Below are 23,787 nucleotides of genomic sequence, written 5' to 3'. Positions count from 1 at the left end.
CATGAATACAACAAATACTGCACCCGCACCAGGGGTCTCATTTATCGCCCGTAACAAGAAAAACATGCACAAATACGGCATCATTCTGGCGTTCTTTGTGCTGTGTCTGATTGTGGCCGTTGTCGGTGAGGTTCAGGTAGCCCGCGGCGAATGGACGAATAACTACTTTCTGAGTCAGGACAACATGCTGATTATCCTGCGTCAGATTTCCATCAACGGTATTCTCGCCATCGGGATGACGTTTGTCATCATCACCGCCGGTGTTGACCTCTCTGTCGGTTCGGTGCTGGCACTGAGCGGCATTGTGGCGGCGCGGTTTGCCACCAGCAATACCGGTCTGGCTATCGGTGATACCGCTAATGCCGTGATGATCCCGATGATTATCGCGCTCGGTATCGGTATCATTTGTGGCCTGCTCAACGGGACGATTCTGGCGAAATTCAATCTTCAGCCGTTTATCGTCACCATGGGGATGCTGTCTGCGGCACGCGGTCTGACTCTGCTGACCACTGACGGTAACCCGGTTTCCCAGCTCAACAGTGATTTCCGCTGGCTGGGTAACGGTTATATCCTTGATATCCCGGTACCGGTGGTGATCCTGGCGGCTATCTTTATTCTTGCCTGGATATTACTGAACAAAACCACCTTCGGCCGCTATGTGTATGCTGTCGGCGGCAACCCGAAGAGCGCCAGAACCTCCGGGATCAGTGTGATTAAAATTAAAGTGCTGGTTTACACCCTGTGTGGTGCATTAGCCGGTATTGCAGGGCTGATCCTGACTGCCCGTACCGGCTCAGCACAGACCAGTGCCGGCAGCGCCTACGAACTGGATGCGATTGCCGCGGTGGTTATCGGCGGCACCAGTATGGCCGGTGGCGTGGGTACGTTAGTCGGCACCCTGTTCGGTGTGTTAATTATCGGTGTGATGAATAACGGTCTCGACCTGCTGGGCGTGCAGTCGTATTACCAGCAGATTATCAAAGGCGCATTAATTGTTATCGCCGTACTTTTGGATCCGTCACGTAAGCAACGCCGTGACTGATAGCAGTACCGCGCAGATTCCTTCAGTTTAAGGCCAACACCGCCACATTCTGCATGACGCGTTTACGCAATATCATCCAGTCTGTGGCAAGGCGGCAAGTGAAGAATTCCGGGGGAGCATACATCAGTATGTAACCCGGAAGGCTGAACACAGCCAACACCGCCACATTCTGTATGACGCGTTTACGCAATATCATTCAGTCTGTGGCAAGGCGGCAAGTGAAGAATTCCGGGGAGCATACATCAGTATGTGACCCGGAAGGCTGAACGCAGCCAACACCGCCACATTCTGTATGACGCGTTTACGCAATATCATTCAGTCTGTGGCAAGGCGGCAAGTGAATAATTCCGGGGAGCATACATCAGTATGTGACCCGGAAGGCTGAACGCAGCCAACACCGCCACAGGCTGAAGGATGACGCGTAAAAGACTATTACAACAGCAAAAAACAATACCCTACACAATGAAGGAATGACCATGAAAAAACTGACCAAAATCGCTGCACTGACAGCCCTGATGATGGGCGGACAGGCATTTGCGGCACAGGACAATCCGGTGAAAATTGCTGTTCTGATGTACGGCATGAAAGCCGAATTTGTCCAGTTAATGGAAAAATCCGCAAAAGAACATCCGGCTGTGAAAAACGGTGAAGCGATCATCACAGTTTATGATGGCCGTTATGACCCGATGGTTCAGAACAACCAGGCAGAAACCGCAATCCAGACCAAAACCGATGCTATCATCATCAACCCGATGGATTACGAAGCAAATATCGACGTGGTCACCATGGCGAATGACGCTAAAATCCCGGTTATTGTCACCAACGCCCGCCTGAATACCGACAAAATGACCGCAGAAGTAGTGTCTGATGACGTCCTCGGCGGTTATATGGAAGCCAAAGCAGTTCTGGCAAAAATGAACTGTGAAGGTAACGTGGTTATTATCGAAGGGCCGAAAGGCGGCAGCGGTGAAATTCAGCGCGGCGAAGGTAATGACAAAGCAATCGCTGAATGCGGCCCGGGTAAGATAAAAGTGCTGGAGCGTAAAACAGCGAACTGGTCACGCGCGGAAGCCATGCCGCTGATGGAAAACTGGTTACAGAAACACCGCGGTAAAATCGGTGGCGTGATCGCACAGAACGACGAAATGGCGCTGGGTGCAATTGAAGCGATTAAATCGGCCGGTCTGAATGTAAATGATTTCTCTATCGCCGGTGTTGACGGTGTATCTGACGCTATCCGCTCTGTTCAGGACGGCGAAATGGTCTCTATCCTCCAGGATGCCAACGCACAGATGCAGGGTTCAATCGACCTGGCAATGAAAGCGGTCAAAGGCGATAAATACGAACCACAATCCCAAATCTGGGTTCAGTATGCTGACCAGCTGAAATGGAATGACGGTAAAGGCAAACGTTACGCAATTCCGTGGACTCAGGTTACCAAAGAAAACGCGCAGCAGTTACTGGATGCCCGTAAATAAATAACTAAATAATGCATTTACGCCGTCTTCAGCAGAAGACGGCTTTTTTTATCCGTTTTATCTTCTGTGCGTATTGTTTTATAAACAATTTAAAAAAACTATGTCCGTAAAGCGGTATTATTTACTGAATATCCCGCAACACCGTTTTCATCCTTTCCCTCACTATAATTCGCCGTATGATAGGGTTATCTGCCGGATAAATACGCGATGTGAAATGATGAATGACAGAGAAAAGGCCATCGAAAAAGTCAGAAAGCTGATGTCTCTTGCCGAAAATGCCGGTAATGAGAATGAGGCGGCGAATGCCTTTTCAAAAGCGCGGGTATTTATGAAAAAATACCGCCTGGAGCTGTCCGATATCTATTCCGCAGAACCCTCCCCGCCACCATCTGCGCCACCATCTCCGCCACGCAGAAAAACACCACCACGCCCGCTGACACCGGAAGAACAACACCGGGAAATGATGCGCCTGAAACAACAGGAAGAAGAGCGGCTGCGGGCATTTCAGAAAGTAGCGGAACAACAGCAGCAGCGGAAACAGCAGAGAGAACGGGAACAACAGGCGCTGCGGGCATTTGAACGGCAGCAGGCAGAACTCCGGGCTCAGCAGCAGGCAGCACAGACACCACCACCGGTAACACCGCCGCAGGAGCCCGTTCCGCAGCCTGACAAACAGCCCCCTCCGCAACCGGAAAATCACATCTCAGAACAACCCCGCGAACCTGCGGAGCCGGTTTCCCGCCCGCTGATTGCCGGGTTTCTCGCCGCTCTGACACGAAAACAACACATACCGTCGTATATCATCGCGGTGATTATCATTGTTTTTATTCTGTATATTTTCTTTTTTCAGTCATGACGGCACGCCGGGCGTGATCCCCAGCATCTCCCGCGCCAGCGCATTCCAGGCCAGACAACTGCGGCTCTGATACCCTTTCATATTTGCCAGCGCAAGATCATAAGAGAGTACCGGGTCCGCCACACTGACCGCCGCCAGCCCGTCAGTCCGGTGTATACGCCACATACTCTCCGGCAGCAGCGTGACGCCGACCCCGGCACTGACCATCGCCATAATCAGATCCAGATGATTGCTCCGCCCGGCCACCACCGGCTTGTAATGGTAAATACCACAGGCGTTACGGATAAGCTCATTGATACGGAAATCTTCGGAAAACAGGACAAACTTATCATCCGCTAATTCGCGGAAACTCACCTGCTCCCGGGTGGCCAGCGGGTGCCGGGTATTGACCAGCAGCATCAGGCGATCGGTTGCAAAGCGCTGTAAATCAAAACGGGTATCATCAAACGGCAACATAACAGCGGCGGTTTCCACACTGCCTTCTGCCATCGCCTCCGCCATCTGCTCTGTTCCGAGTTCAAGAATTTTCAGTTCCGCCTGCGGATGGCGGGTACTGAACGCCATAATGATGCCGGCAAAATAGGTCGATGCGATAACCGGCGGTAATCCGACATTCAGAGTGCCGGTCAGCGGCCCCGATTTATCCTGTAACGCTTTGTTCATACTGTTAAACTGCGCCAGAATACGGGTTGCGTGATCAAACAGAACCGCGCCCTCGTCTGTCAGCCGGACACCATCCGGTTCCCGTGTCAGCAGGGTAAATCCCAGCTCCTCTTCCAGCCGGAGAATACTGCGGCTGATAGCCGGTTGTGTCACAAACAGGGCATCCGCCGCCCGGCTGAACCCGTTAAGCTGCACCACTTCCGTAAAATAGCGCAATGTCCGTATATCCATGACCGTCACCTATTACCTTTTGTTATAGCCCCGATGAGTATAAACCATTTCCTATTCCCGGTAATTACCGCTAAAACTCATTCACATTACTAATCATTCAAGGCTGATAAATCAGCCACTGTATTACCGGAGATCATCATGACAAAAACAGTCGCTGAACATGTGCTGAGCCGCCTGCAGGATTTAGGTATCCGCCATGTCTTTGGTGTGGCAGGAGATTTTGCTTTCCCGATTGAGGACGCCGTCTGTGAAAGCCGGACTATGCAATGGATGGGTAACTGTAATGAACTGAATGCCGCCTATGCGGCTGACGGTTATGCCCGGGTTAACGGCATGGCGGCGCTTTCCACCACATTCGGTGTCGGGGAGCTGAGTGCCATCAACGGTATTGCCGGATCTTACGCTGAACATCTGCCGGTCTTTCATCTGGTCGGTATGCCGGCCAGCGGCGTGCAAAACAGCGGCCGCCTGGTGCATCATACTTTAGGCAACGGTGATTTCAGCCTGTTTTATGAACTGGGGCAGCGCCTTTCCTGTGCAAACGCCGTTATGACCCCGGAAAACTGCGTGGCAGAGACAGAACGTCTGATCGCAGCCGCACTGCGTGAGCGTCGTCCGGTCTATATCGGTTTTCCGTTTGATTACGCCACACAACCGGTTCAGATACCGGAGCACCTTACCGTACCGGCACAACCGGTCAGTGACAGCACCGCGCTGGCAGAAGCCGTGGCGGCGATCAGCGCAAAACTGGCAGAAAGCCCGTCGGCCTGCATCCTGCCGGGCATGCTGGCCGCACGTTCCGGACTGATTGATGACGTACAGGCCCTGATCCGTCAGACCGGCCTGCCCTACGCCACCATGTTTATGGATAAAGCGATTATCAGTGAATCTGATCCGCATTATACCGGGATGTACAACGGTCAGCTGATGAACCCGCAGGTCAGGGAATTTGTTGAGAACAGTGACTGTGTGCTGGGTATCGGCGCGGTGATGACAGACTTTAACACCGGCAGTTTTACCGCTGATATCGCACCGGAAAAGCTAATCAGCATAATGGCGGATCATGTCCGCATCGGTGCGGCGGTGTATCAGAATGTGTATATGCGGGATCTGCTTCCTGCCCTGACTGTCGTTCTGCCGCACAGAGAGTGCCGTATTCCGCCTGCTGCCGGGCTGGGCAAGCCGGTGACAGAAGCATCCGGTAATATTACCCCGCAGTATTTGTATCCGCGTTTTGAACAATTGTTCAGAAAAGACGATATTATCATCGCCGAAACCGGCACGGTTTCTATGGGGCTGGGCTTTGCACTGCTCCCGGAAGGGGCGCAGTTCCATAACCAAACGTTATGGGGATCTATCGGCTGGGCAACCCCGGCGGCCTTTGGTGCAGCGGTTGCCGCACCTGATCGCAGACTGATTCTGATCACCGGGGAGGGTTCACATCAGCTGACCGCTCAGGAAATCAGCCAGTTTGGCCGTTTTGGTCTGAAACCGCTGATTTTTGTGCTGAACAATGACGGCTATCTGATTGAGCGCCTGCTGTGTAAAGACCCGGAAGCCGTTTATAACGACCTGCCGCAATGGCGTTACGCGCAACTACCGCAGGCGCTGGGATGTGACAACTGGTATTGCCGCCGTGTCACCACCTGCACGGAACTGGATGACGCAATCCGGGAAGCGGAAACCGGCGACTGCGCTGCGTATATCGAAGTGGTGACAGAACGTTATGCCGCATCTGATCTGGCAAAAAAACTCGGTGAGTCTGTCGCGACGCTTTATTCGTTTTAAATCACCTGCAATCCTGATACTGCCCCGGCGGTATCAGGATGTTAAAAACCGTTCTTTTCACATTGGGCTTTATTGGCATTCAGGGTAAATAAAACATGGCCGGGATAATCATCGTAATAATGATGTATTTCCGCCAGCCCTTTGGCCTGAGCCAGCCGCACGGTCTGTAACGAGCATGTCCGGTAAATCAGGTCTTTTTGCATCGTTTTCTGATCATTTTCCCGCGCTTCTGCCGGTTTTTTCAGCCAGTCCGCTGACAGGGAATAATGGTAAATCACATCACTTCCTTTTGCCTCAACCTTTTCAATATACACCGTGTCATCTATTTTCATGCGCGGCTGTCCCCGCATCCGTGCCCGGTCATTTTCCGCAGCCAGTGCCGCAGCCTCACTGACACTCATCGTATCTATGCGCTGTTTAAAAGCAGCGACATATGCCGGAGACTGAGAATAATGCTCCGCGTAGCGCTCACGAAGTTCCTGATCACTCATGACACAACCGCTCAGAATCAGTGCGGATAACAGCAGAAGACGTTTTTTCATACTCAATCCTCACAGGATAAATCAGCGGATATCGGATTCCGGATAGTTTTTATACATAATGACTTTAATGACCCGGTCGCTGTCAAAACAAAAACCGAGCCGGCGATCGAACCAGTCATAATAGTAGCAATTATCGTCCGGAGATACCTGATAGAGATTTCCGTAAGCGTTAACCATATCCTGATAGGTATCACCTGCCGCAATGCCCCGCCGGGTTTTATAGCGGTCATTTTTGAAGGTTATCTCCGAAATGTATTTATCCTGTCCCCCGGTACGTTTTTCAATAATCATATTGATCCCGGCTACCGTAATTATCGTATCACCGGCATCAAAACGCCATAATTCAAACTCCCGGAAAAAATCATGTACCGGCGGTACCGATACCTTTTCCCTTTGCTTATCCAGCCAGCCGGAAACCGTATTATCACTCAGTGGTTTCCCCAGAAAATCCGCCGCTCCGTTATCGGATGACCAGATGAAATCCTCATAATTAAGGGCATTACTTTGCTCATCCGTCTTTTCCAGCAGTGATAATTTTATCCACCCCTCAGCCACTTTATTTTTGCTGTTCATGTAATTCACATAGGCAAAATCGCCCTGTCTGCGATATTGCAGCACACGATCCCCGCGGATAATAAAGTGATCTGTTTTACATTGTTCATCCGGCTGGGAATAAAACCAGGCCCGGCCAACGGAAATAACCACTTTCTGTGCAGGTTGTGTCAGCGTCGGGGCAGACCAGGTGACCGGGTTTACCGTGCAGTTTTCCTTTCCCGGGGCGGTCAGAAGATAGGTGATACGGGTTATTTTTTTCTCTTTGTCTGTTTGAAAAATAAGACTCATATTGCTGTGGTGATAAATAAATGATTCGCTGTTCTCATCCGCATCAAAGCTGCTATGAAGACCATAGCGTTCAAACATCAGAAAATCAGAATCACCGGTTTTAATTCCGCGATGTGTTTTATACTTATCCGAAAGAATAACAATCTGACTGACAACCCCTTCATCCCGGCTATTATTAATCCCCTCTGTAACATATACATAAATATCCGGCTCAGGAATCACCACACCCATTGTTTTCCCGGTTTTACTGTAACCTGCAAATACCAGCCCGGGTTCCTTTGCATAATATTCTGTGATATTCCGGCTGAGTTCACTAAAGGGTTCACCGGGACGAAGTACTATCTGATTAACCGTCAGCTGATAATCTTCATCTGACAGCGGATTATCCGTTTTTCTTTCCGGTTTACGGTTTACGTCATCTTTTCCTTCCGCAAGCGGGGATATTCTGAGATTCGTTTTTGTCAGCTGAGATAATTCCAGCCAGCCGTCAATCAGCTCACCTTCGCTGTTGATATATCCCCCCAGCAGATAATCACCGGTGGTCTGATAACCGATAACTGAATCACCTTTAACCAGAAAACTATTTTTACTTTTACAGCGGCGGTCCGGCGCAGAATAGAAATAAGCACGTCCGGGAGAGGACACCCGGTAAATATGACGTTCAGTGTCATATTCATCAGTATTAATACGTAAAGATATTTCCTGACATTCATCTGTCACTGCCGGTGAAATTAGCGGATAAAATAATAACAGGCCGGATAACAGTATTTTTATCATTCACTCGGATACCGGAAAAATAAACATAATAAACTTATAGCGTATTATCTCTTTTCTTTCTTCGGTATCCTCACTATTTTATACTCTTTTTTTTTATTACCCTTTCACCAGAATCACTTCTGTTCCTATCCGGCGCAGCCCGGTCAGGCTCGCTTCCGGAATACCGTCATCGGTAATAATGGTATCAATACGCTGGGTATCAATTATTTTATGCAGGCTGGAGCTGTTAAATTTACTGGAGTCTGTTACCACCACAATATGCCCGGCCACTTCACACATCCGCCGGTTGAGCCGTGCCTCATCTTCATTATGCGTGCTGATTCCGCGCTCAAGATCAATCGCATCCACCCCGAGAAACAACATATCAAAGTGATAATTCTGTAATGACTGCTCCGCCTGATCCCCGTAAAAAGAGAGAGACTGACGCCGCAGCTGTCCGCCGGTCATCAGCAGTTCCACCCCGGGCGCTTCCAGCAGTGCATTCGCCACATTCATACCGTTGGTCATCACAATCGTGTCCTGATGATGGCGCAGCTGACGGGCTATTTCGTAGGTTGTGGTACCGGAGTCCAGAATAACGCGCTGCCCCGGCCGGATCAGTCCGGCTGCCACCGATGCAATATTACGCTTAATGGTGGTGTGGCGGGTGCTTTTGTCTTCCAGTGACGGCTCACTGACCGGCGCAACGCCTTCACAAATCAGTGCGCCGCCGTATGCACGTACCGCAATCCCCTGCTTTTCAAGAAAAGCCAGATCATTGCGGATAGTCACCGTGGAAACACGGAACTGCTGCGATAACTCATTGACCTGAACACTGCCATGGGCACGCAGAAGCTGAATGATATGCTCACGCCGCCCGCTCGTTCCCATTACCCGGTTATCCGTTCCGGTGTCCGGACTGTTCATGGTTTTATCCTTAACATTCATTTAAAAAATCTTTCGTTTCATTTCGTTTGGTATATTAACGCTTTTCTTTGTACAGAATGCAAGCCCATAAAAAGGGTTAACATCCGGTGACTCAGGAACAGACCCTTTCATTATATTTCTTTTGTGATGCAGATCCGGATTCCGGAAGCTTTCATTTTGTTTTCTTTTTTCTCTATAGCAGTATGCTATTCAGACATCGAAACAAAAACAAACCAAATCCGGCTGTAAGGAGAGGAAAGTGAAACTTTTAACTGATATCGTTGCCCGCCATAAACAGGGGGAGAAAACAGGAATTTATGCTGTCTGTTCCGCCCATCCGTATGTTCTGAAAGCAGCGGTATGTTTTGCCCGTGAACAACAGACGCCGTTACTGGTTGAAGCGACCTCCAACCAGGTCGATCAGTTCGGCGGCTATACCGGCATGACACCGGCAGACTTCCGTGATTTTATGTGGAAACTGGCGGATAAACATCACTTTCCCCGCGAACAGCTGATCCTCGGCGGTGACCACCTCGGGCCGAACCGCTGGCAGAATGAACCCGCTGAAGAGGCCATGGCAAAAGCCGATGAGCTTATCCGCACCTATGTTGCCGCCGGATTCAAAAAAATTCACCTCGATTGCAGTATGTCCTGCGCCGGTGATCCGGTACCGCTGACCGATGAGATTGTCGCACAGCGTGCCGCCCGCCTGGCGGTCATTGCGGAAGAAACCTGTGAAAAACATTTCGGCATCCGCGATCTGGTGTATGTGATTGGTACAGAAGTACCGGTACCGGGCGGAGCCCACGAAGAACTGAACGAACTGGCGGTCACCACACCACAGGCTGCATCCGCCACCATCGCAGCACATCAGGACGCCTTTGCGCGCCATCAGCTCACGGATATCTGGCCGCGCATTACCGGGCTGGTTGTGCAGCCGGGCGTGGAATTTGATCACAATAATGTCATTGATTACCGGCCTGAGAAAGCCCGGGCACTGAGTGAGATGGTCACACATCATGAACATCTGGTGTATGAGGCGCATTCCACCGATTACCAGACCCCGCAGGCACTCAGCCAGCTGGTGGATGACCACTTTGCGATTCTGAAAGTCGGCCCCGGACTGACCTTTGCCCTGCGTGAAGCCCTGTATGCTCTTGCCGGTATTGAAGATGAACTTATTGCCCCGGCGGCACGCTCCGGGCTGCGTCAGGTACTGGAAGATGTCATGCTGCAAAAACCGGGCTACTGGCAGAGCTATTACACCGGTGATGAGCTGACCCGGCGCCTTGCCCGCAGCTACAGTTACTCTGATCGCATCCGCTATTACTGGCCGGATGACACCATCAGTGCGGCAGTCGCCCGTCTGCTGGAAAATCTGACAGAAACCGCGATCCCGCTGCCGCTGATCAGCCAGTATCTGCCGTTACAGTATCCGCTGGTACGTGCCGGAACGATTTCCGCCGCACCGGAAGACTTAATCATCGCGCACATTCAGACTGTGCTGCGTCACTATCACGATGCCTGCCGATAAGAGCGAGAAACAGCCATGCCAAATATTGTGTTAAGTCGTATTGATGAACGGTTAATCCACGGACAGGTTGGTGTCCAGTGGGTGGGATTTGCCGGTGCCAATCTGGTGCTGGTCGCCAATGATGAGGTCGCGGAAGATCCGTTACAGCAGAACCTGATGGAAATGGTACTGACGGAAGGGATTGCCGTGCGCTTCTGGCCGCTGCAGAAAGTGATCGACAATATTCATAAAGCTGCGGACCGGCAGAAAATTCTGCTGGTCTGCAAAACCCCGGCAGATTTTCTGACCCTGGTGAAAGGCGGTGTTCCGGTGGAACGTATTAACGTCGGCAATATTCACTATACCGAAGGCAAACGTCAGATTGCCAAAACAGTGTCTGTGGATGATGCGGATATCGCCGCATTCCGCGGGCTTAACGAGGCCGGTGTTGCCTGCTACATCCAGGGTGTACCGACAGAACCGGCGCAGGATCTGTTCAAACTGCTCTGAGGATACATGTATGGAAATCAGTCTGTTACAAGCTATCGCTCTCGGGCTGGTAGCCTTTATTGCCGGATTGGATCTGTTTAACGGGCTCACGCACATTCACCGTCCGGTGGTGCTGGGGCCGGTGGTCGGCCTGATCCTCGGCGATCTCAATACCGGGATACTGACCGGCGGGACGTTGGAACTGGTCTGGATGGGACTCGCACCGCTGGCCGGCGCCCAGCCGCCGAACGTAATTATCGGTACGATTGTCGGGACGGCCTTTGCTATCTCCACCGGGGTCAAACCGGAAGTGGCGGTCGGTGTTGCGGTACCGTTTGCCGTGGCGGTTCAGATGGGGATCACCTTCCTGTTCTCGGTGATGTCCGGTGTGATGTCCCGCTGTGACAAAATGGCGGCCAATGCGGATACCAGAGGGATTGAGCGCATCAACTACCTCGCACTGCTGGCGCTCGGTACATTCTATTTTCTCTGTGCCTTCCTGCCGATCTATTTCGGCGCGGATCACGCCAAAACCCTGATTGATGTACTCCCTGCCCGCTTAATTGACGGCCTGGGTGTTGCGGGCGGCATTATGCCGGCCATCGGGTTTGCCGTTCTGCTGAAAATCATGATGAAAAATGCCTACATTCCTTATTTCATTCTGGGATTTGTCGGCGCCGCCTGGCTTCAGTTACCGGTTCTGGCTATCGCCGCTGCCGCACTGGCGATGGCAATGATCGATTTCGTCCGCAAACCGGCAGAAAGCGAACCGGCACAACCGTCACACGAGGAATTTGAAGATGGCATCTGAAAAAAATCATTCATCTGCCGCAGAAGCGGAAACCTTACTGCCTGCGGACTGTAATCAGGATGTGTATGAAGACCAGAGCACCGGCGCGGAACTGACCCGCAAGGATATCAACAGAGTCGCGTGGCGCTCCCTGCTGTTACAGGCTTCCTTTAACTACGAACGGATGCAGGCAGCGGGCTGGCTGTACGGACTGCTGCCCGCACTGAAAAAAATCCACACCAATAAACGTGACCTGGCACGCGCCATGAAAGGCCATATGGGATTCTTCAATACCCACCCTTTCCTGGTGACCTTTGTTATCGGCATCATCCTGGCAATGGAACGTTCCAAACAGGATGTAAACAGTATTCAGAGTACCAAAATTGCCGTTGGCGCACCGCTGGGCGGGATCGGCGATGCCATGTTCTGGCTGACGCTGCTGCCTATCTGCGGCGGGATTGGTGCCAGTCTCGCATTACAGGGCTCTATTCTCGGTGCTGTGGTCTTCCTGGTGATGTTTAACGTCGTGCATTTCGGCCTGCGTTTCGGCCTGGCACACTATGCTTACCGGATGGGGGTTGCCGCCATTCCGCTTATCAAGGCCAACACCAAAAAAGTCGGTCATGCGGCCTCGATTGTCGGGATGACCGTGATCGGTGCCCTGGTGGCAACGTATGTCCGGCTTTCAACCACGCTGGAAATTACCGCCGGTGATGCAGTGGTGAAATTACAGAGTGATGTGATTGATAAGCTGATGCCTGCTTTTCTGCCGCTGGTCTACACCCTGTCAATGTTCTGGCTGGTGCGCCGCGGCTGGAGCCCGCTGCGTCTGATCGTACTGACGGTGGCGCTGGGTATCATCGGCAAATTCGCCCATTTCCTGTAATTAAGAGGAGCAACTGATGCCGGGAATTATTTTATGTGGTCACGGGGGCTTTGCCTCCGGACTGGAAAAAGCCATGTTACAGATTATCGGGGAACAGGACGATTTTGCAGCGATTGATTTTCCGGCAGAATCCACCACCGCCCGTCTGACACAGGAACTGGAAGCCGCACTGGCGCTGATGTCACACTGCGACAGCGTAATTTTCCTGACCGATATCCTCGGCGGCACCCCGTTCCGGGTAGCGGCCACGCTATCACAGGGCCGGGAAGACCGCGAAGTAATCACCGGCACCAATCTGCAGCTGCTGCTGGAAATGGCACTGGAGCGGGATTCCCTCTCTCCGGCTGAATTCCGCCGTGAAGCACTGGCCTGCGGGCACCGGGGATTAACCAGTCTGACGGATGAATTACAGCGGGAACGCTGCTGTGAAACGGAGGACGAAGGCATATGATTCAGCAAATCCGTGCCCGCCGGGTACTGACAGAATACGGCTGGCGGGAAAATCAGGCGGTGGTGGTGTCAGACGGCATTATTACCGCTATCACACCGCTGGCGGCAAAAGAGACACAGTTTGACGCTGAACAGCTCTGCCCCGCCTATATTGATACCCATGTCCACGGCGGACAGGGTATGGATGTGATGGATGATAATCCGCAGGCGCTGAAGACCATTGCGGCATTTAAGGCACAACAGGGCGTCGCCGCGTGGCTCGCCACCACGGTGACCGCCCCGCTGCCGGATCTGCGCAGTACCCTCGCACGGATCGCCCGCTACTGTCAGCAGCAGACGACAACAGAACCGGTGGCGGAAGTGCTCGGCAGTTATCTGGAAGGCCCGTATTTCACACCACAGAACAAAGGCGCACACTCACCGGAGCTGTTCCGTGAATTACACATCAGTGAGCTGGATACCCTGATTGCCGATGCGGAAGGCACACTGAAAGTGGTCGCGCTGGCACCGGAAAAAACGGAGGCGCTGAATGCTATCCGTCACCTGAAACGGCGCGGGCTGAATGTGATGCTCGGCCACAGTGCCGCCACGTATGAGCAGACTCTGGCGGCTCTCGATGCCGGGGCTGACGGGCTGGTTCACTGTTTCAACGGCATGACCGGCCTGCATCACCGCGAACCGGGCATGGCGGGAGCGGGATTATCCGACCCGCGGGCCTGGCTGGAGCTGATCGCTGACGGGCATCATGTGCATCCGGCAGTGATGCGGATTGTTTGTCAGTGTGCCGCACACCGCACGGTGCTGATCACCGATGCCATGCGGGCGGCCGGACAACCGGACGGCATTTATGATATCTGCGGCCATGATGTCACCATGAAAGCGGGCATTGTCCGGACCGCCTCCGGCGGCCTGGCCGGCAGTACCCTGGCAATGGATGACGCCGTCAGCAGGATGATTACCGCTACCGGTACCCTGCCGGAAACCGCCATCCGCATGGCCTCCCTGCAACCGGCACAACTGCTGGGGATCACCGCGACGCACGGCAGTATCTCCCCCGGGAAACGGGCGCATTTCAATGATCTGAACAGTGACTGGCAGGTAATACAAACCTGGATTCACGGACAGCCGGTACGCTGATTTCCTTTTGCCCGCAGATGATAAGCCGGAGGCGTTATTTTCCCTCCGGTCTGCGGTACTGACTGACCAGCGCTGCAGCGATTGCCTCTGTTTCTGCATCCGCACGGCCGCTGATATCACCCGGCCTGAAATGCATCTGAAAAGCGCTTATCGTTTTCTGTGTTATGTCATCCATTATGCCGTTCAGAGGGATCTGGTCATAACCGTACTGCTTCAGCAATACCTGGATAGTTTTCACATCCGCAGGTTCATCAGCATTCCGGCCGTCCAGATACCGGCTCACCCGTGCCGGTTCAGGCCAGGCACCGATCCCTTCATCTGCCAGCTCCCGCCAGGGAAACAGAACACCGGGGTCCGTTTTTCTCAGAGGTGCCACATCACTGTGACCGATCACATTGTCAGGTGTTATTTGATAACGCCTGATAATATCTTTTGCCAGTGCTTTAACTGCCTCAATTTGTTTTTCACTGTAGGGTTGCCAAATCAGTGGTTCCGTTTCCGCACCGGTATATCCCATGTTAACAATCTCAATACCGACGGATGAATCATTAATATTTGTCCTGCCATTCCAGCTGCTAACCCCGGCATGCCAGGCGCGTTTATTTTCATCAACCAACTGTAATATCAATGGTTTTTTACCCCTGAATTCGGGTTCTGACGGGACAAGATAATGAGCACTGACATAATCACCAGTCAGTGTTTTCAGTGACTGCTCATCATCCTGCGCGGTGTAATGTAAAACCAGAAAACGGACTCGTTCATTCTGTGCGGCTGAACTGAAAGCATGGCTGACAACGTAAGTATCCCTGATTTCAGTATCCGGCAACTGCGTCATACACCCGGACAGAACCGGCATCATAATTATGGCCGGAATTATCTTCCGGATAGCTAAGCCTCTAAAAGCTGACTGATATTGCATAAAACTTCCTTGTGCTGTATGTAACTGAATATCATAAATTACAGCCTCTTTTTTACTTTCAAATTCCGCCATAAAAACACCGGAAACACACTTTCGTCTTCTGTTTTCCGGTATTACCATACCGGCTTCTTTCTTTTCCTTGTGTTTACCCGCCGAAGATTTTTATATAACCATCTAATAAACAACAGCTTAATCATTTCACCTGTGGTGCAAATCACACTTTTCGTTTTCTTTTCATTACTGCATTGATCCTTTGTTTTCCTTACTGTAAATTGAAGTGAAACCTCAAAACGAAACCAACCGAAAGGCAATGACCGATCGTACGATCTTTTGATTCATTTCACTTTCGGCTGAACGTCATGTAAAGGATGAAGCTATGCACGACCCTCTTTCTGCCGCCACACCCCGCTATTCCACCTGGACGGAAACGGAGATCCGCCAGCAACCGGATTGCTGGATGAGTGCATTACACTCAATCGACACACAACGCGCACAGCTGGATGCCTTTCTGGCACCACTGCTGGCGCAGGACAACCTGCGCATCATTCTGACCGGTGCCGGGACCTCCGCTTTTATCGGCGAGATGATTTCTCCCGTACTGCGCCGCCTGACCGGCAAAAATGTCAGCGCGATCCCGACAACCGATATCGTGACCAATCCGGCGGATTATCTGCCTGAACAGCAGCCGGTACTGCTGGTTTCCTTTGCCCGTTCCGGTAACAGCCCGGAAAGCGTTGCTGCATTTGATCTTGCTAATCAGTGTATTGCCCGCTGTTTTCACCTGGTGATCACCTGTAACAAAGACGGTCATCTGTATCAGCGCGTACAGGGCAGTGATAACGGTTTTGCCCTGCTGATGCCGCCGCAGACTAATGACAAAGCCTTTGCCATGACCAGCAGCATCACCTCCATGATGTGCAGCTGCCTCGCCGCCCTTGCCCCGCAGACGTTCAGCACCAAACGTTTTGCCGTTGTCGCACAGCGGGCACGGGATATTCTTGCCGCGCATGGCAGCAGTGAACAGATTCTGCCGGGCAATGATACTTTTAAGCGCGTGGTTTACCTCGGCAGCGGCAGCTTTCAGGGGCTGGCGCGGGAATCCGCCCTCAAACTGCTGGAACTGACCGCCGGGCAAATCGCCGCCTTTTATGACACCCCGACCGGCTTCCGTCACGGCCCTAAATCGCTGGTGGACGGCGACACCCTGGTGGTGGTGTACATCTCAAACCAGCCTTACACCCGTCAGTATGATTTGGATCTGCTGGCCGAACTGCGCCGCGACCGGATCGCCAGACAGGTCGTGGCAATCGCCGATCAGCCTGATGACGCCATCAGTGCCGGAACACACTGCTATCTGCCTGCCGGTGACGCCCTCAGTGACGCGGAACTGCTGTTCTGCTTCCTGCCGTATGCACAGTTATTTGCCCTCAGTCAGTCCGTCAGAACCGGTATCACACCGGATACCCCGTCTGCCAGCGGGACAGTTAACCGCGTTGTTCAGGGCGTGATTATTCACCCCTTTAATAACCAGAACACAGGAGCGTAATCATGGGGATCATCTCAACCAAATATCTGCTCACACACGCACAAACCAACGGCTATGCGGTTCCGGCGTTTAATATTCATAACGCCGAAACAATTCAGGCCATCCTGGAAACCTGTGCGGAACTGCGCGCACCGGTGATTCTGGCGGGTACGCCGGGCACCTTTAAACACATCAGTTTCCCGGAGATCTATGCACTGTGTGATGCCTATTCCCGCTCGTTTTCCATGCCGGTCGCGCTGCATCTTGACCATCACGAAACCCTTGACGATATCCGTACCAAAGTCGGCCAGGGTGTGCGCAGTGCCATGATTGACGGCAGCCATTTCCCGTTTGAGGAGAATGTCGCGCTGGTCAAATCCGTGGCGGATTTCTGCCACAGCCAGGATTGCAGTGTGGAAGCGGAGCTCGGCCGTCTCGGCGGCGTCGAGGATGATATGGATGTGGATGCGGAAAGCGCCTTTCTGACCTCCCCGGATGAAGCGCGCCGTTTTGCACAACTGACCGGCATCGACAGCCTGGCAGTCGCTATCGGCACCGCTCACGGTCTGTATACCAGCCGTCCGAAAATCGATTTCGCCCGGCTGGAAAAAATCCGCAGTATCACGGATATCCCGCTGGTACTGCACGGCGCAAGTGATGTGCCGGATGCGGATGTCCGCCGCACCATTGAGCTGGGGGTGTGCAAAGTTAATGTCGCCACTGAGCTGAAAATTGCCTTTGCCGGGGCGGTCCGCGCGTGGTTTGCGGAAAATCCGGACGGCAATGACCCGCGCTATTACATGCGGGTCGGCATGGATGCGATGAAAGCGGTTGTCCGCGATAAAATCAGAGTCTGTGGTGCGGAAGATCAACTTCTGTAACCCGTCAGGCGGCACTGTGTTCCCCCGCAGTGCCGCTTTTTTCATCTGCGAAAAATAATAAAAAAACAACAATAAAAAAGACTGTTCCGTAACACCCCTTAACCAATAAATTATAAAGAAGCTGAGGAGTACCCTACGATGTCGCAGGAAAAGTCGTTTAAATCCAAACTCTGGGAATTTTTTCAAAGTCTCGGGAAAACCTTTATGTTTCCCGTCTCATTACTGGCTTTCATGGGGTTATTACTCGGGATAGGCAGTTCAGTTACCAGTCCTTCCGCTATCAGCAGTTTTCCGTTTCTCGGTAATGAGTTTGTCCAGCTGACCTTCGGATTTATGGCGATGGTCGGCGGTTTTGCCTTTACCTATCTGCCGGTGATGTTTGCGATGGCCATTCCGTTCGGCCTGGCAAACCGTAACAAAGCAGTCGGTGCCTTTGCCGGATTTGTCGGCTATATGCTGATGAATATGAGCATCAATTATTACCTGACCGTCACCCACCAGCTTGCCGACCCGGCGATGATGAAGCAGGTCGGGCAATCCGTGGTTCTCGGTATCCAGACCCTCGAAATGGGCGTGCTGGGCGGGATTGTGGTCGGCGTTATCACTTATTTTCTGCATGAACGTTTCCAGGATACCGTTCTGCATGATGCTTTTGCGTTTTTCGGCGGCATCCGTTTTGTGCCGATTATCACCGCGCTGACGATGTCTCTTGTCGGCCTGGCGATCCCGTTCCTGTGGAAATATGTTGCCATGGGCATTGCCGGGATCGGCCATATCATCCAGAGCACAGATGTTTTCGGCCCGTTCCTGTACGGTGTCGGCGTGCTGCTGCTCAAACCGTTCGGACTGCATCATATTCTGCTGGCGATGGTGCGTTTTACCCCGGCCGGCGGCACGGAATTTGTTGACGGCTATGAGATTGCCGGGGCACTGAATATTTTCTACGCCGAACTGAAAGCCGGACTGCCGTTCAGCCCGCATGTCACCGCTTTCCTGTCACAGGGCTTTATGCCGACCTTTATCTTTGGTCTGCCGGCTGTCGCCTACGCTATCTACCGCACAGCAAAACCGGAGAACCGTCCGGTGATCAAAGGATTATTACTGTCCGGGGTCCTGGTTTCCGTCGTCACCGGGATTTCCGAGCCGATTGAGTTCCTGTTCCTGTTTATCGCGCCGGTGCTCTATATTTTCCACATTATTATGTCCGGTCTTGCCCTGCTGGTGATGGCACTGCTCGGTGTGACGATCGGTAACACCGACGGCGGGATTCTGGATCTGCTGATCTTCGGCATCATGCAGGGGACCGCGACCAAATGGTATCTGGTGTTCCCGGTCGGGATTATCTGGTTCGCTATCTACTTCTTTGTTTTCCGCTGGTACATTCTGAAACATGACGTCAAAACGCCGGGCCGTGAAGATGCCGCTGACGGGGCGGAACAGGCGGTGAAAGCCAATACAAAAGCGCGCGGCAAAGCTAAATACGATCACAATCTGATCCTCACCGCACTCGGCGGCAAAGAGAATATTGATTCGCTGGATAACTGTATCACCCGCCTGCGTCTGGTGGTGAAAGATATGGATAAGGTGGATCAGAAAACACTGAAAGATGCCGGTGCACTCTCCGTTGTGGTGCTGGATGCCCATAGTGTGCAGGTGATTATCGGCCCGCAGGTGCAGAGTGTGAAATCCGGTATTGAAGCCTTAATTTAACAGGAACTGAGCATGTACAATTTTGATGAAATAATTGAGCGCAAAAGTGACCGCTGCCGGAAATGGGATCATCAGTATGTCTGCTCCCGCTTCGGGGATGTCCCGCAGGATTTCATTCCGCTGTGGATAGCCGATATGGATTTCAAATCCCCGCCCGCGGTGATTGAGCGGTTCACGCAGGTGGCACAGCACGGTACCTTCGGCTACACCTGGTGCTTTGATGAATTTTACGATGCGGTAGTCCGCTTCCAGGCACAGCGTCATCAGGTTACGGTTCAGCCGGAGTGGGTGACACTCAGTTACGGCACCGTGTCCACCCTGCACTACCTGGTGCAGGCATTTTGTCAGCCCGGCGACTGTGTGATGATGAACACACCGGTCTATGATCCGTTCGCCCACGCGGTAACCCGCCAGAATGTCACGGTGCTGACTAACCCGCTGGTGGCGCGGGATAACCGCTATCATCTTGATTTTGAGCATATTGAGGCGCAAATGCGCGAGCACCGGCCGAAAGTCTGGCTGTTCTGCTCGCCGCACAATCCGTCCGGTCGTATCTGGACAGCGGCAGAGATCAAACAGGTATCGGATTTGTGTCTGCAATACGGTGTGCTGCTGGTGATTGATGAAGTGCATGCGGAACATGTGCTGTACGGCAGCTTCACCGGTTGTCTGCGCCCGGGATGTGCCGCGCCGGAGAACCTGATCCTCCTGACGTCCCCGAATAAAGCCTTTAATCTCGGCGGACTGAAAACCTCTTACAGCATCATTCCGGACCCGGCACTGCGGGCACAGTTCCGTCGTCAGCTGGAGAAAAACTCGATTACCTCACCTAATCTGTTCGGGATATGGGGCATTATTGAGGCTTATAACAACAGCACGGACTGGCTGGATGAACTGAATAATTATCTGAGAGGCAACGCGGATTATCTGGCACAGGCCGTGGCGGATTATTTTCCGGACTGGCAGATGATGCAGCCGGAGTCTTCTTACCTCGCCTGGATTAATATCAGTGCCACCGGACGCACAGCAACGGATCTGACACACGAATACGCCCGTAAAACCGGTGTGGTGGTTGAGGATGGCAGTCACTATGTGGCGGATGGTGAACAATACCTGCGGATTAACTTCGGCACGCCGCGTTCACTGCTGGAGGAAGCGGTAAAACGTCTGAAAAACGCCGGCTGACAGAAAAAAAATTGGCGACCTTGCTGTATTCCGTCAACAGGGTCGCCATAATTACCGATGTTTTACCTTATACTAACAACACTTAACTACTCTGATTTGTCATGCGCACTTCAGTGAAAATCCATTTTCATCAGAGCATCAGGGCATGACACCTGTCAGCTCTTACTTCCCTGTAACGGTAAATTCCTTTTACCGTCCCCTCCCCGGGGCAAATCCGTTTATTACCTGTGGTGATAAAACACAGGCTCCCTGATAATACATCCGTGTGGTAAGTCCGTTTACACCGGACGACCTTGTCCGGTAACTTCCGTTTATGTCCCTGAGAGATATATCCTTATATCCTGCTAAATCATTAAAAAATAATTCCTTTATTTTTTAAGATAATAACGTGTCGGTCAGGTTATATTCGCATCCTTGCGGACATATTGGCTTATAACGTTCCTGTTATAAGAAACATCTGTAATAACTGCAATTTTTAATATTTCAGTGAAATGCATTAAGACTAATTTATAATTCACATCCGGCGTGACATTATAAAAAATACTCAGGCACGTCATTAAATCTGAGGGTAATAACGTGAACACAATATCAATTTACATTTAAAAAAACCAAAGACCAATAGGAAAACACTCAATTTAAATCAGGTTCTTCACATCTATTATATAAGATATATATAAATAACATCTCTTATTAGCGCTAAAGACTATCATCATAAAATATATCGTCAATAAGAAATGGATTAGCTTTATACGCAAGTCGTCATTTTCCCGTCGTTATTTCTTTTATTAATATTTCTTCTTCGTTCTCTCATAAAATAAAAAAACAACCACAACCACAGTTGCGATATAAAAAACCAGTAAAAGGGCGTGATATAGATAAAAAAACTGGAAATACGGATCATATGATTATTCTGATAAAATTTAAGGCCAAATTATTTCCTGAGAAATTTTTATGTTTTTAGGATAAAACTCATTTTATGCGTAAACAGCGTTCTTATCAAAATACACATAATTTATTGATTATAATAAAAATATAATCCGGGTGACCGCATTCCTTTTTTTTGCAGCATATAATGGCATGGTTACAATGCAACAAAATAGCAACAACAATACATTAGTTTAAATAACTATTCACAGTAACACCACTTAATCCCGGTTAACCTCAGGCCATATTATTTAAGATGATAATACATTTTTAATTACCTTTCTTCATTTAATAAACCAATTCCTAATATAATTCCATTAACTGAAAATAGAAATATCTCATTTAAATAAAATCAATCAACAGAACGCCCGCCCGGGAATAGTCTCACTTTATCTGCTCTCCGGTTCCGGAACCGCTATTATCATTACCGTTTCATTATCAAAATGAGAGGATATCATTCTCATACTGCATAAATCCTGTTTACCCCTCTTTTTATCCGCCCTGCTGACCACCGCGGAAAGCCTTTCGCAAATACCGGGTGATATATTTCACAAATCACCGGTGATTTAAGAGTTCTCTCACATTTCTGTTTCTTTGTCGCGCCGCTGGTTCAGTTATTGCTTTACTCCCTGTACCAACGATCCGCTGAGGCCGACGTATGACCTCTCATTCCATTTATTATAAAAGGAGAGAAGGATGTCAGATCTCAATCATCCAACCTCTGATCTAATCTATCAGCTGGACGACAAACCCCCGTTTTTCCAGGCCCTTCTTGGTGCGGTTACCCATTTATTGGCTCTGTTTGTTCCGATGGTCATGCCTGCCCTGATTGTGGGCAAAGCACTGGATTTATCTGCCGATACCACGGCTTATCTGGTATCGATGGTGATGATTGCCTCCGGAATCGGTACCTGGATACAGGTTCACCGTTACGGACCGATGGGCTCCGGCCTGTTATCCATTCAGTCGGTCAATTTTTCATTTGTCACTGCCATGATTGCTATCGGTACAGCCATGCGCAGTGACGGAATCCATGAAGAGCTGATTTTATCTTCTCTGCTCGGTGTTTCTTTCGCCGGTGCTTTCCTGGTTGTCGGTTCCTCTTTTGTTCTGCCTTATCTGCGCCGGATAATTACCCCGACGGTCAGCGGCGTGGTGGTGCTGATGATCGGTCTGAGCCTTATTAAGGTCGGGATTATCGACTTCGGCGGCGGGTTCTCCGCCAAATCGGCAGGCACATACGGCAACTATGAAAATATCGGCGTGGGATTGCTGGTTCTGCTGGTGGTAATCGGCTTTAACTGCTGCAAAAGCCCGCTGCTGCGGATGGGCGGTATCGCGATTGCCCTCGTGGCAGGCTACATTGCCTCCCTGTTTCTCGGTCTGGTGGATTTCAGCACCTATCAGAACATGGCCTTTATTACCGTACCGGTGCCGTTTAAATTCGGCTTTTCATTTAATTTCACCCAGTTCCTGGTGGTTGCCATTATCTATATCCTCAGTGTGCTGGAGGCGGTCGGTAACCTGACGGCAACGGCCATGGTATCCAACCAGCCGATTAAAGGTGAGGTGTATCAGAACAGGCTGAAAGGTGGTGTGATGGCAGATGGTGTCGTTTCCGTTATCGCCTCAGCCCTCGGCTCTCTGCCGCTGACCACCTTTGCCCAGAATAACGGCGTGATCCAGATGACCGGCGTGGCCTCCAGTTATATCGGGCGCTTTATTGCGGTGATCCTGGTGTTCCTCGGCCTGTTCCCGGGGATTGGCTGGTTCTTTACCACTATTCCGGCGCCGGTACTGGGCGGTGCGATGACACTGATGTTCTCGATGATCGCCATCGCCGGGCTGCGCATTATTATCTCCAACGGCCTGCGCCGCCGCGAAACGCTGATAGTGGCAACGTCTCTGGGTCTCGGGCTGGGTGTTTCCTATGATCCGCAAATTTTCAGTATCCTGCCGCCGTCTTTATATATCCTTGCCGAGAATCCGATTTGTGTCGGCGGTCTCACCGCCATTATCCTGAATCTGCTGATCCCTGTCGGACAACAGCGCAGTGCGGCCAATGAGGAAGAGCCGGATATGCTGGCAGACGAGCTGGAAGCCATGCTGGATATCCCGGATGCAGAGCGTGACCTGCCGGATATGGCCATGAGCGCGGAGAACAAACGCGTTATCTGACCCCTCTGATTTTTGCCCGTAAAAAAACCGCGATAATTGTCATTAATAATTATCGCGGTTTTGTTTTTACTGCG

General features: G+C 51.4%; 20 protein-coding genes. 15 read left to right on the top strand and 5 right to left on the bottom strand.

Features of this window, described 5'->3' with window-relative positions; translation table 11 throughout:
- Position 1 precedes the first annotated feature (1 nt).
- The 3 genes from AAZR23_RS11970 to AAZR23_RS11960 all read left to right on the top strand — a co-directional run bounded on the left by AAZR23_RS11970 (position 2) and on the right by AAZR23_RS11960 (position 3,376).
- Complete coding sequence (locus AAZR23_RS11970) at positions 2–1,042, top strand: ABC transporter permease (protein WP_166708390.1); 1,041 nt, start codon at positions 2–4, stop codon at positions 1,040–1,042.
- Between the two features lie 515 nt (positions 1,043–1,557).
- Positions 1,558–2,520, top strand: a complete 963-nt coding sequence (locus tag AAZR23_RS11965) for a substrate-binding domain-containing protein (RefSeq protein ID WP_434692874.1) — start codon at positions 1,558–1,560, stop codon at positions 2,518–2,520.
- A 214-nt stretch (positions 2,521–2,734) separates the two neighbouring features.
- Positions 2,735–3,376: a DUF2786 domain-containing protein gene (locus AAZR23_RS11960; protein WP_434692794.1), complete on the top strand. Its 642-nt coding sequence runs from the start codon at positions 2,735–2,737 to the stop codon at positions 3,374–3,376.
- On the opposite strand, the gene AAZR23_RS11955 is transcribed toward AAZR23_RS11960, so the two are convergent.
- Positions 3,371–4,270: a LysR family transcriptional regulator gene (locus AAZR23_RS11955; RefSeq protein WP_046894571.1), complete on the bottom strand. Its 900-nt coding sequence runs from the start codon at positions 4,268–4,270 to the stop codon at positions 3,371–3,373. The genes AAZR23_RS11960 and AAZR23_RS11955 overlap by 6 nt on opposite strands.
- A gap of 138 nt (positions 4,271–4,408) precedes the next feature.
- Between AAZR23_RS11955 and AAZR23_RS11950 the strand changes: the two genes are divergently transcribed.
- Positions 4,409–6,058 carry an alpha-keto acid decarboxylase family protein gene (locus AAZR23_RS11950; RefSeq protein WP_434692792.1) on the top strand — a complete coding sequence of 550 codons (1,650 nt, stop codon included), beginning with the start codon at positions 4,409–4,411 and terminating at the stop codon, positions 6,056–6,058.
- Between the two features lie 41 nt (positions 6,059–6,099).
- Here AAZR23_RS11950 and AAZR23_RS11945 read toward each other — a convergent pair whose 3' ends face one another.
- From AAZR23_RS11945 to AAZR23_RS11935, 3 genes are all read right to left on the bottom strand, one after another.
- Positions 6,100–6,600 carry a hypothetical protein gene (locus AAZR23_RS11945; RefSeq protein WP_434692790.1) on the bottom strand — a complete coding sequence of 167 codons (501 nt, stop codon included), beginning with the start codon at positions 6,598–6,600 and terminating at the stop codon, positions 6,100–6,102.
- Positions 6,601–6,621: 21 nt separating this feature from the next.
- Positions 6,622–8,220, bottom strand: a complete 1,599-nt coding sequence (locus AAZR23_RS11940) for a hypothetical protein (protein WP_434692787.1) — start codon at positions 8,218–8,220, stop codon at positions 6,622–6,624.
- 96 nt (positions 8,221–8,316) lie between these two features.
- Positions 8,317–9,126: a DeoR family transcriptional regulator gene (locus tag AAZR23_RS11935; RefSeq protein ID WP_046894574.1), complete on the bottom strand. Its 810-nt coding sequence runs from the start codon at positions 9,124–9,126 to the stop codon at positions 8,317–8,319.
- Positions 9,127–9,385: 259 nt separating this feature from the next.
- On the opposite strand from AAZR23_RS11935, the gene kbaZ reads away from it, so the two are divergent.
- From kbaZ to nagA, 6 genes are read left to right on the top strand one after another with little or no spacing between them, the layout of a single operon-like run.
- Positions 9,386–10,660 (top strand): tagatose-bisphosphate aldolase subunit KbaZ, encoded by a 1,275-nt coding sequence (gene kbaZ, locus AAZR23_RS11930; RefSeq protein ID WP_434692784.1) that lies wholly within the window; start codon positions 9,386–9,388, stop codon positions 10,658–10,660.
- A gap of 15 nt (positions 10,661–10,675) precedes the next feature.
- The gene (gene agaV, locus AAZR23_RS11925) at positions 10,676–11,149 is read left to right on the top strand and encodes a PTS N-acetylgalactosamine transporter subunit IIB (RefSeq protein WP_434692781.1); all 474 of its coding nucleotides are present in this window, start codon (positions 10,676–10,678) and stop codon (positions 11,147–11,149) included.
- 10 nt (positions 11,150–11,159) lie between these two features.
- Entirely contained in the window at positions 11,160–11,939 is a 780-nt protein-coding gene (agaW, locus tag AAZR23_RS11920) for a PTS N-acetylgalactosamine transporter subunit IIC (RefSeq protein ID WP_004237713.1), read from the top strand.
- A complete protein-coding gene (gene agaE, locus AAZR23_RS11915) occupies positions 11,929–12,804 on the top strand; it encodes a PTS N-acetylgalactosamine transporter subunit IID (RefSeq protein WP_046894576.1) in 876 nt (291 codons plus the stop codon). Before agaW ends, agaE begins: the two co-directional genes overlap by 11 nt.
- Positions 12,805–12,820: 16 nt before the next feature.
- Entirely contained in the window at positions 12,821–13,255 is a 435-nt protein-coding gene (gene agaF, locus AAZR23_RS11910) for a PTS galactosamine/N-acetylgalactosamine transporter subunit IIA (protein ID WP_434692777.1), read from the top strand.
- The gene (nagA, locus tag AAZR23_RS11905) at positions 13,252–14,391 is read left to right on the top strand and encodes an N-acetylglucosamine-6-phosphate deacetylase (protein ID WP_434692774.1); all 1,140 of its coding nucleotides are present in this window, start codon (positions 13,252–13,254) and stop codon (positions 14,389–14,391) included. The genes agaF and nagA overlap by 4 nt, the downstream gene beginning before the upstream one ends.
- A gap of 34 nt (positions 14,392–14,425) precedes the next feature.
- On the opposite strand, the gene AAZR23_RS11900 is transcribed toward nagA, so the two are convergent.
- Complete coding sequence (locus tag AAZR23_RS11900; RefSeq protein WP_434692871.1) at positions 14,426–15,277, bottom strand: N-acetylmuramoyl-L-alanine amidase; 852 nt, start codon at positions 15,275–15,277, stop codon at positions 14,426–14,428.
- 409 nt (positions 15,278–15,686) lie between these two features.
- Here AAZR23_RS11900 and AAZR23_RS11895 point away from each other — a divergent pair, with 409 nt between their 5' ends.
- From AAZR23_RS11895 to AAZR23_RS11875, 5 genes are all read left to right on the top strand, one after another.
- Positions 15,687–16,856, top strand: a complete 1,170-nt coding sequence (locus AAZR23_RS11895; protein ID WP_434692772.1) for an SIS domain-containing protein — start codon at positions 15,687–15,689, stop codon at positions 16,854–16,856.
- A gap of 2 nt (positions 16,857–16,858) precedes the next feature.
- Positions 16,859–17,716 (top strand): tagatose-bisphosphate aldolase subunit KbaY, encoded by an 858-nt coding sequence (gene kbaY, locus AAZR23_RS11890; RefSeq protein WP_349417328.1) that lies wholly within the window; start codon positions 16,859–16,861, stop codon positions 17,714–17,716.
- 138 nt (positions 17,717–17,854) lie between these two features.
- Positions 17,855–19,426: a maltose/glucose-specific PTS transporter subunit IIBC gene (gene malX, locus AAZR23_RS11885; RefSeq protein ID WP_052926922.1), complete on the top strand. Its 1,572-nt coding sequence runs from the start codon at positions 17,855–17,857 to the stop codon at positions 19,424–19,426.
- Between the two features lie 12 nt (positions 19,427–19,438).
- The gene (locus tag AAZR23_RS11880; RefSeq protein WP_166708401.1) at positions 19,439–20,611 is read left to right on the top strand and encodes a MalY/PatB family protein; all 1,173 of its coding nucleotides are present in this window, start codon (positions 19,439–19,441) and stop codon (positions 20,609–20,611) included.
- A 1,620-nt stretch (positions 20,612–22,231) separates the two neighbouring features.
- The gene (locus AAZR23_RS11875) at positions 22,232–23,713 is read left to right on the top strand and encodes a nucleobase:cation symporter-2 family protein (RefSeq protein WP_046894583.1); all 1,482 of its coding nucleotides are present in this window, start codon (positions 22,232–22,234) and stop codon (positions 23,711–23,713) included.
- Positions 23,714–23,787 lie beyond the last annotated feature (74 nt).

The sequence above is a fragment of the Morganella sp. Je.2.23 genome, assembly GCF_051129855.1.
Taxonomy (GTDB): Bacteria; Pseudomonadota; Gammaproteobacteria; order Enterobacterales; family Enterobacteriaceae; genus Morganella; species Morganella sibonii.
This window is presented reverse-complemented; position numbering and strand designations above follow the sequence as displayed.

What these genes read in the sequence shown, in the direction of transcription:
- AAZR23_RS11970 (WP_166708390.1), top strand. Translation starts at nt 2, where the DNA reads ATGAATACAACAAATACTGCACCCGCACCAGGGGTCTCATTTATCGCC.
- AAZR23_RS11965 (WP_434692874.1), top strand. Translation starts at nt 1,558, where the DNA reads ATGATGGGCGGACAGGCATTTGCGGCACAGGACAATCCGGTGAAAATT.
- AAZR23_RS11960 (WP_434692794.1), top strand. Translation starts at nt 2,735, where the DNA reads ATGATGAATGACAGAGAAAAGGCCATCGAAAAAGTCAGAAAGCTGATG.
- AAZR23_RS11955 (WP_046894571.1), bottom strand. Translation starts at nt 4,270, where the DNA reads ATGGATATACGGACATTGCGCTATTTTACGGAAGTGGTGCAGCTTAAC.
- AAZR23_RS11950 (WP_434692792.1), top strand. Translation starts at nt 4,409, where the DNA reads ATGACAAAAACAGTCGCTGAACATGTGCTGAGCCGCCTGCAGGATTTA.
- AAZR23_RS11945 (WP_434692790.1), bottom strand. Translation starts at nt 6,600, where the DNA reads ATGAAAAAACGTCTTCTGCTGTTATCCGCACTGATTCTGAGCGGTTGT.
- AAZR23_RS11940 (WP_434692787.1), bottom strand. Translation starts at nt 8,220, where the DNA reads ATGATAAAAATACTGTTATCCGGCCTGTTATTATTTTATCCGCTAATT.
- AAZR23_RS11935 (WP_046894574.1), bottom strand. Translation starts at nt 9,126, where the DNA reads ATGAACAGTCCGGACACCGGAACGGATAACCGGGTAATGGGAACGAGC.
- agaV (WP_434692781.1), top strand. Translation starts at nt 10,676, where the DNA reads ATGCCAAATATTGTGTTAAGTCGTATTGATGAACGGTTAATCCACGGA.
- agaW (WP_004237713.1), top strand. Translation starts at nt 11,160, where the DNA reads ATGGAAATCAGTCTGTTACAAGCTATCGCTCTCGGGCTGGTAGCCTTT.
- agaE (WP_046894576.1), top strand. Translation starts at nt 11,929, where the DNA reads ATGGCATCTGAAAAAAATCATTCATCTGCCGCAGAAGCGGAAACCTTA.
- agaF (WP_434692777.1), top strand. Translation starts at nt 12,821, where the DNA reads ATGCCGGGAATTATTTTATGTGGTCACGGGGGCTTTGCCTCCGGACTG.
- nagA (WP_434692774.1), top strand. Translation starts at nt 13,252, where the DNA reads ATGATTCAGCAAATCCGTGCCCGCCGGGTACTGACAGAATACGGCTGG.
- AAZR23_RS11895 (WP_434692772.1), top strand. Translation starts at nt 15,687, where the DNA reads ATGCACGACCCTCTTTCTGCCGCCACACCCCGCTATTCCACCTGGACG.
- kbaY (WP_349417328.1), top strand. Translation starts at nt 16,859, where the DNA reads ATGGGGATCATCTCAACCAAATATCTGCTCACACACGCACAAACCAAC.
- malX (WP_052926922.1), top strand. Translation starts at nt 17,855, where the DNA reads ATGTCGCAGGAAAAGTCGTTTAAATCCAAACTCTGGGAATTTTTTCAA.
- AAZR23_RS11880 (WP_166708401.1), top strand. Translation starts at nt 19,439, where the DNA reads ATGTACAATTTTGATGAAATAATTGAGCGCAAAAGTGACCGCTGCCGG.
- AAZR23_RS11875 (WP_046894583.1), top strand. Translation starts at nt 22,232, where the DNA reads ATGTCAGATCTCAATCATCCAACCTCTGATCTAATCTATCAGCTGGAC.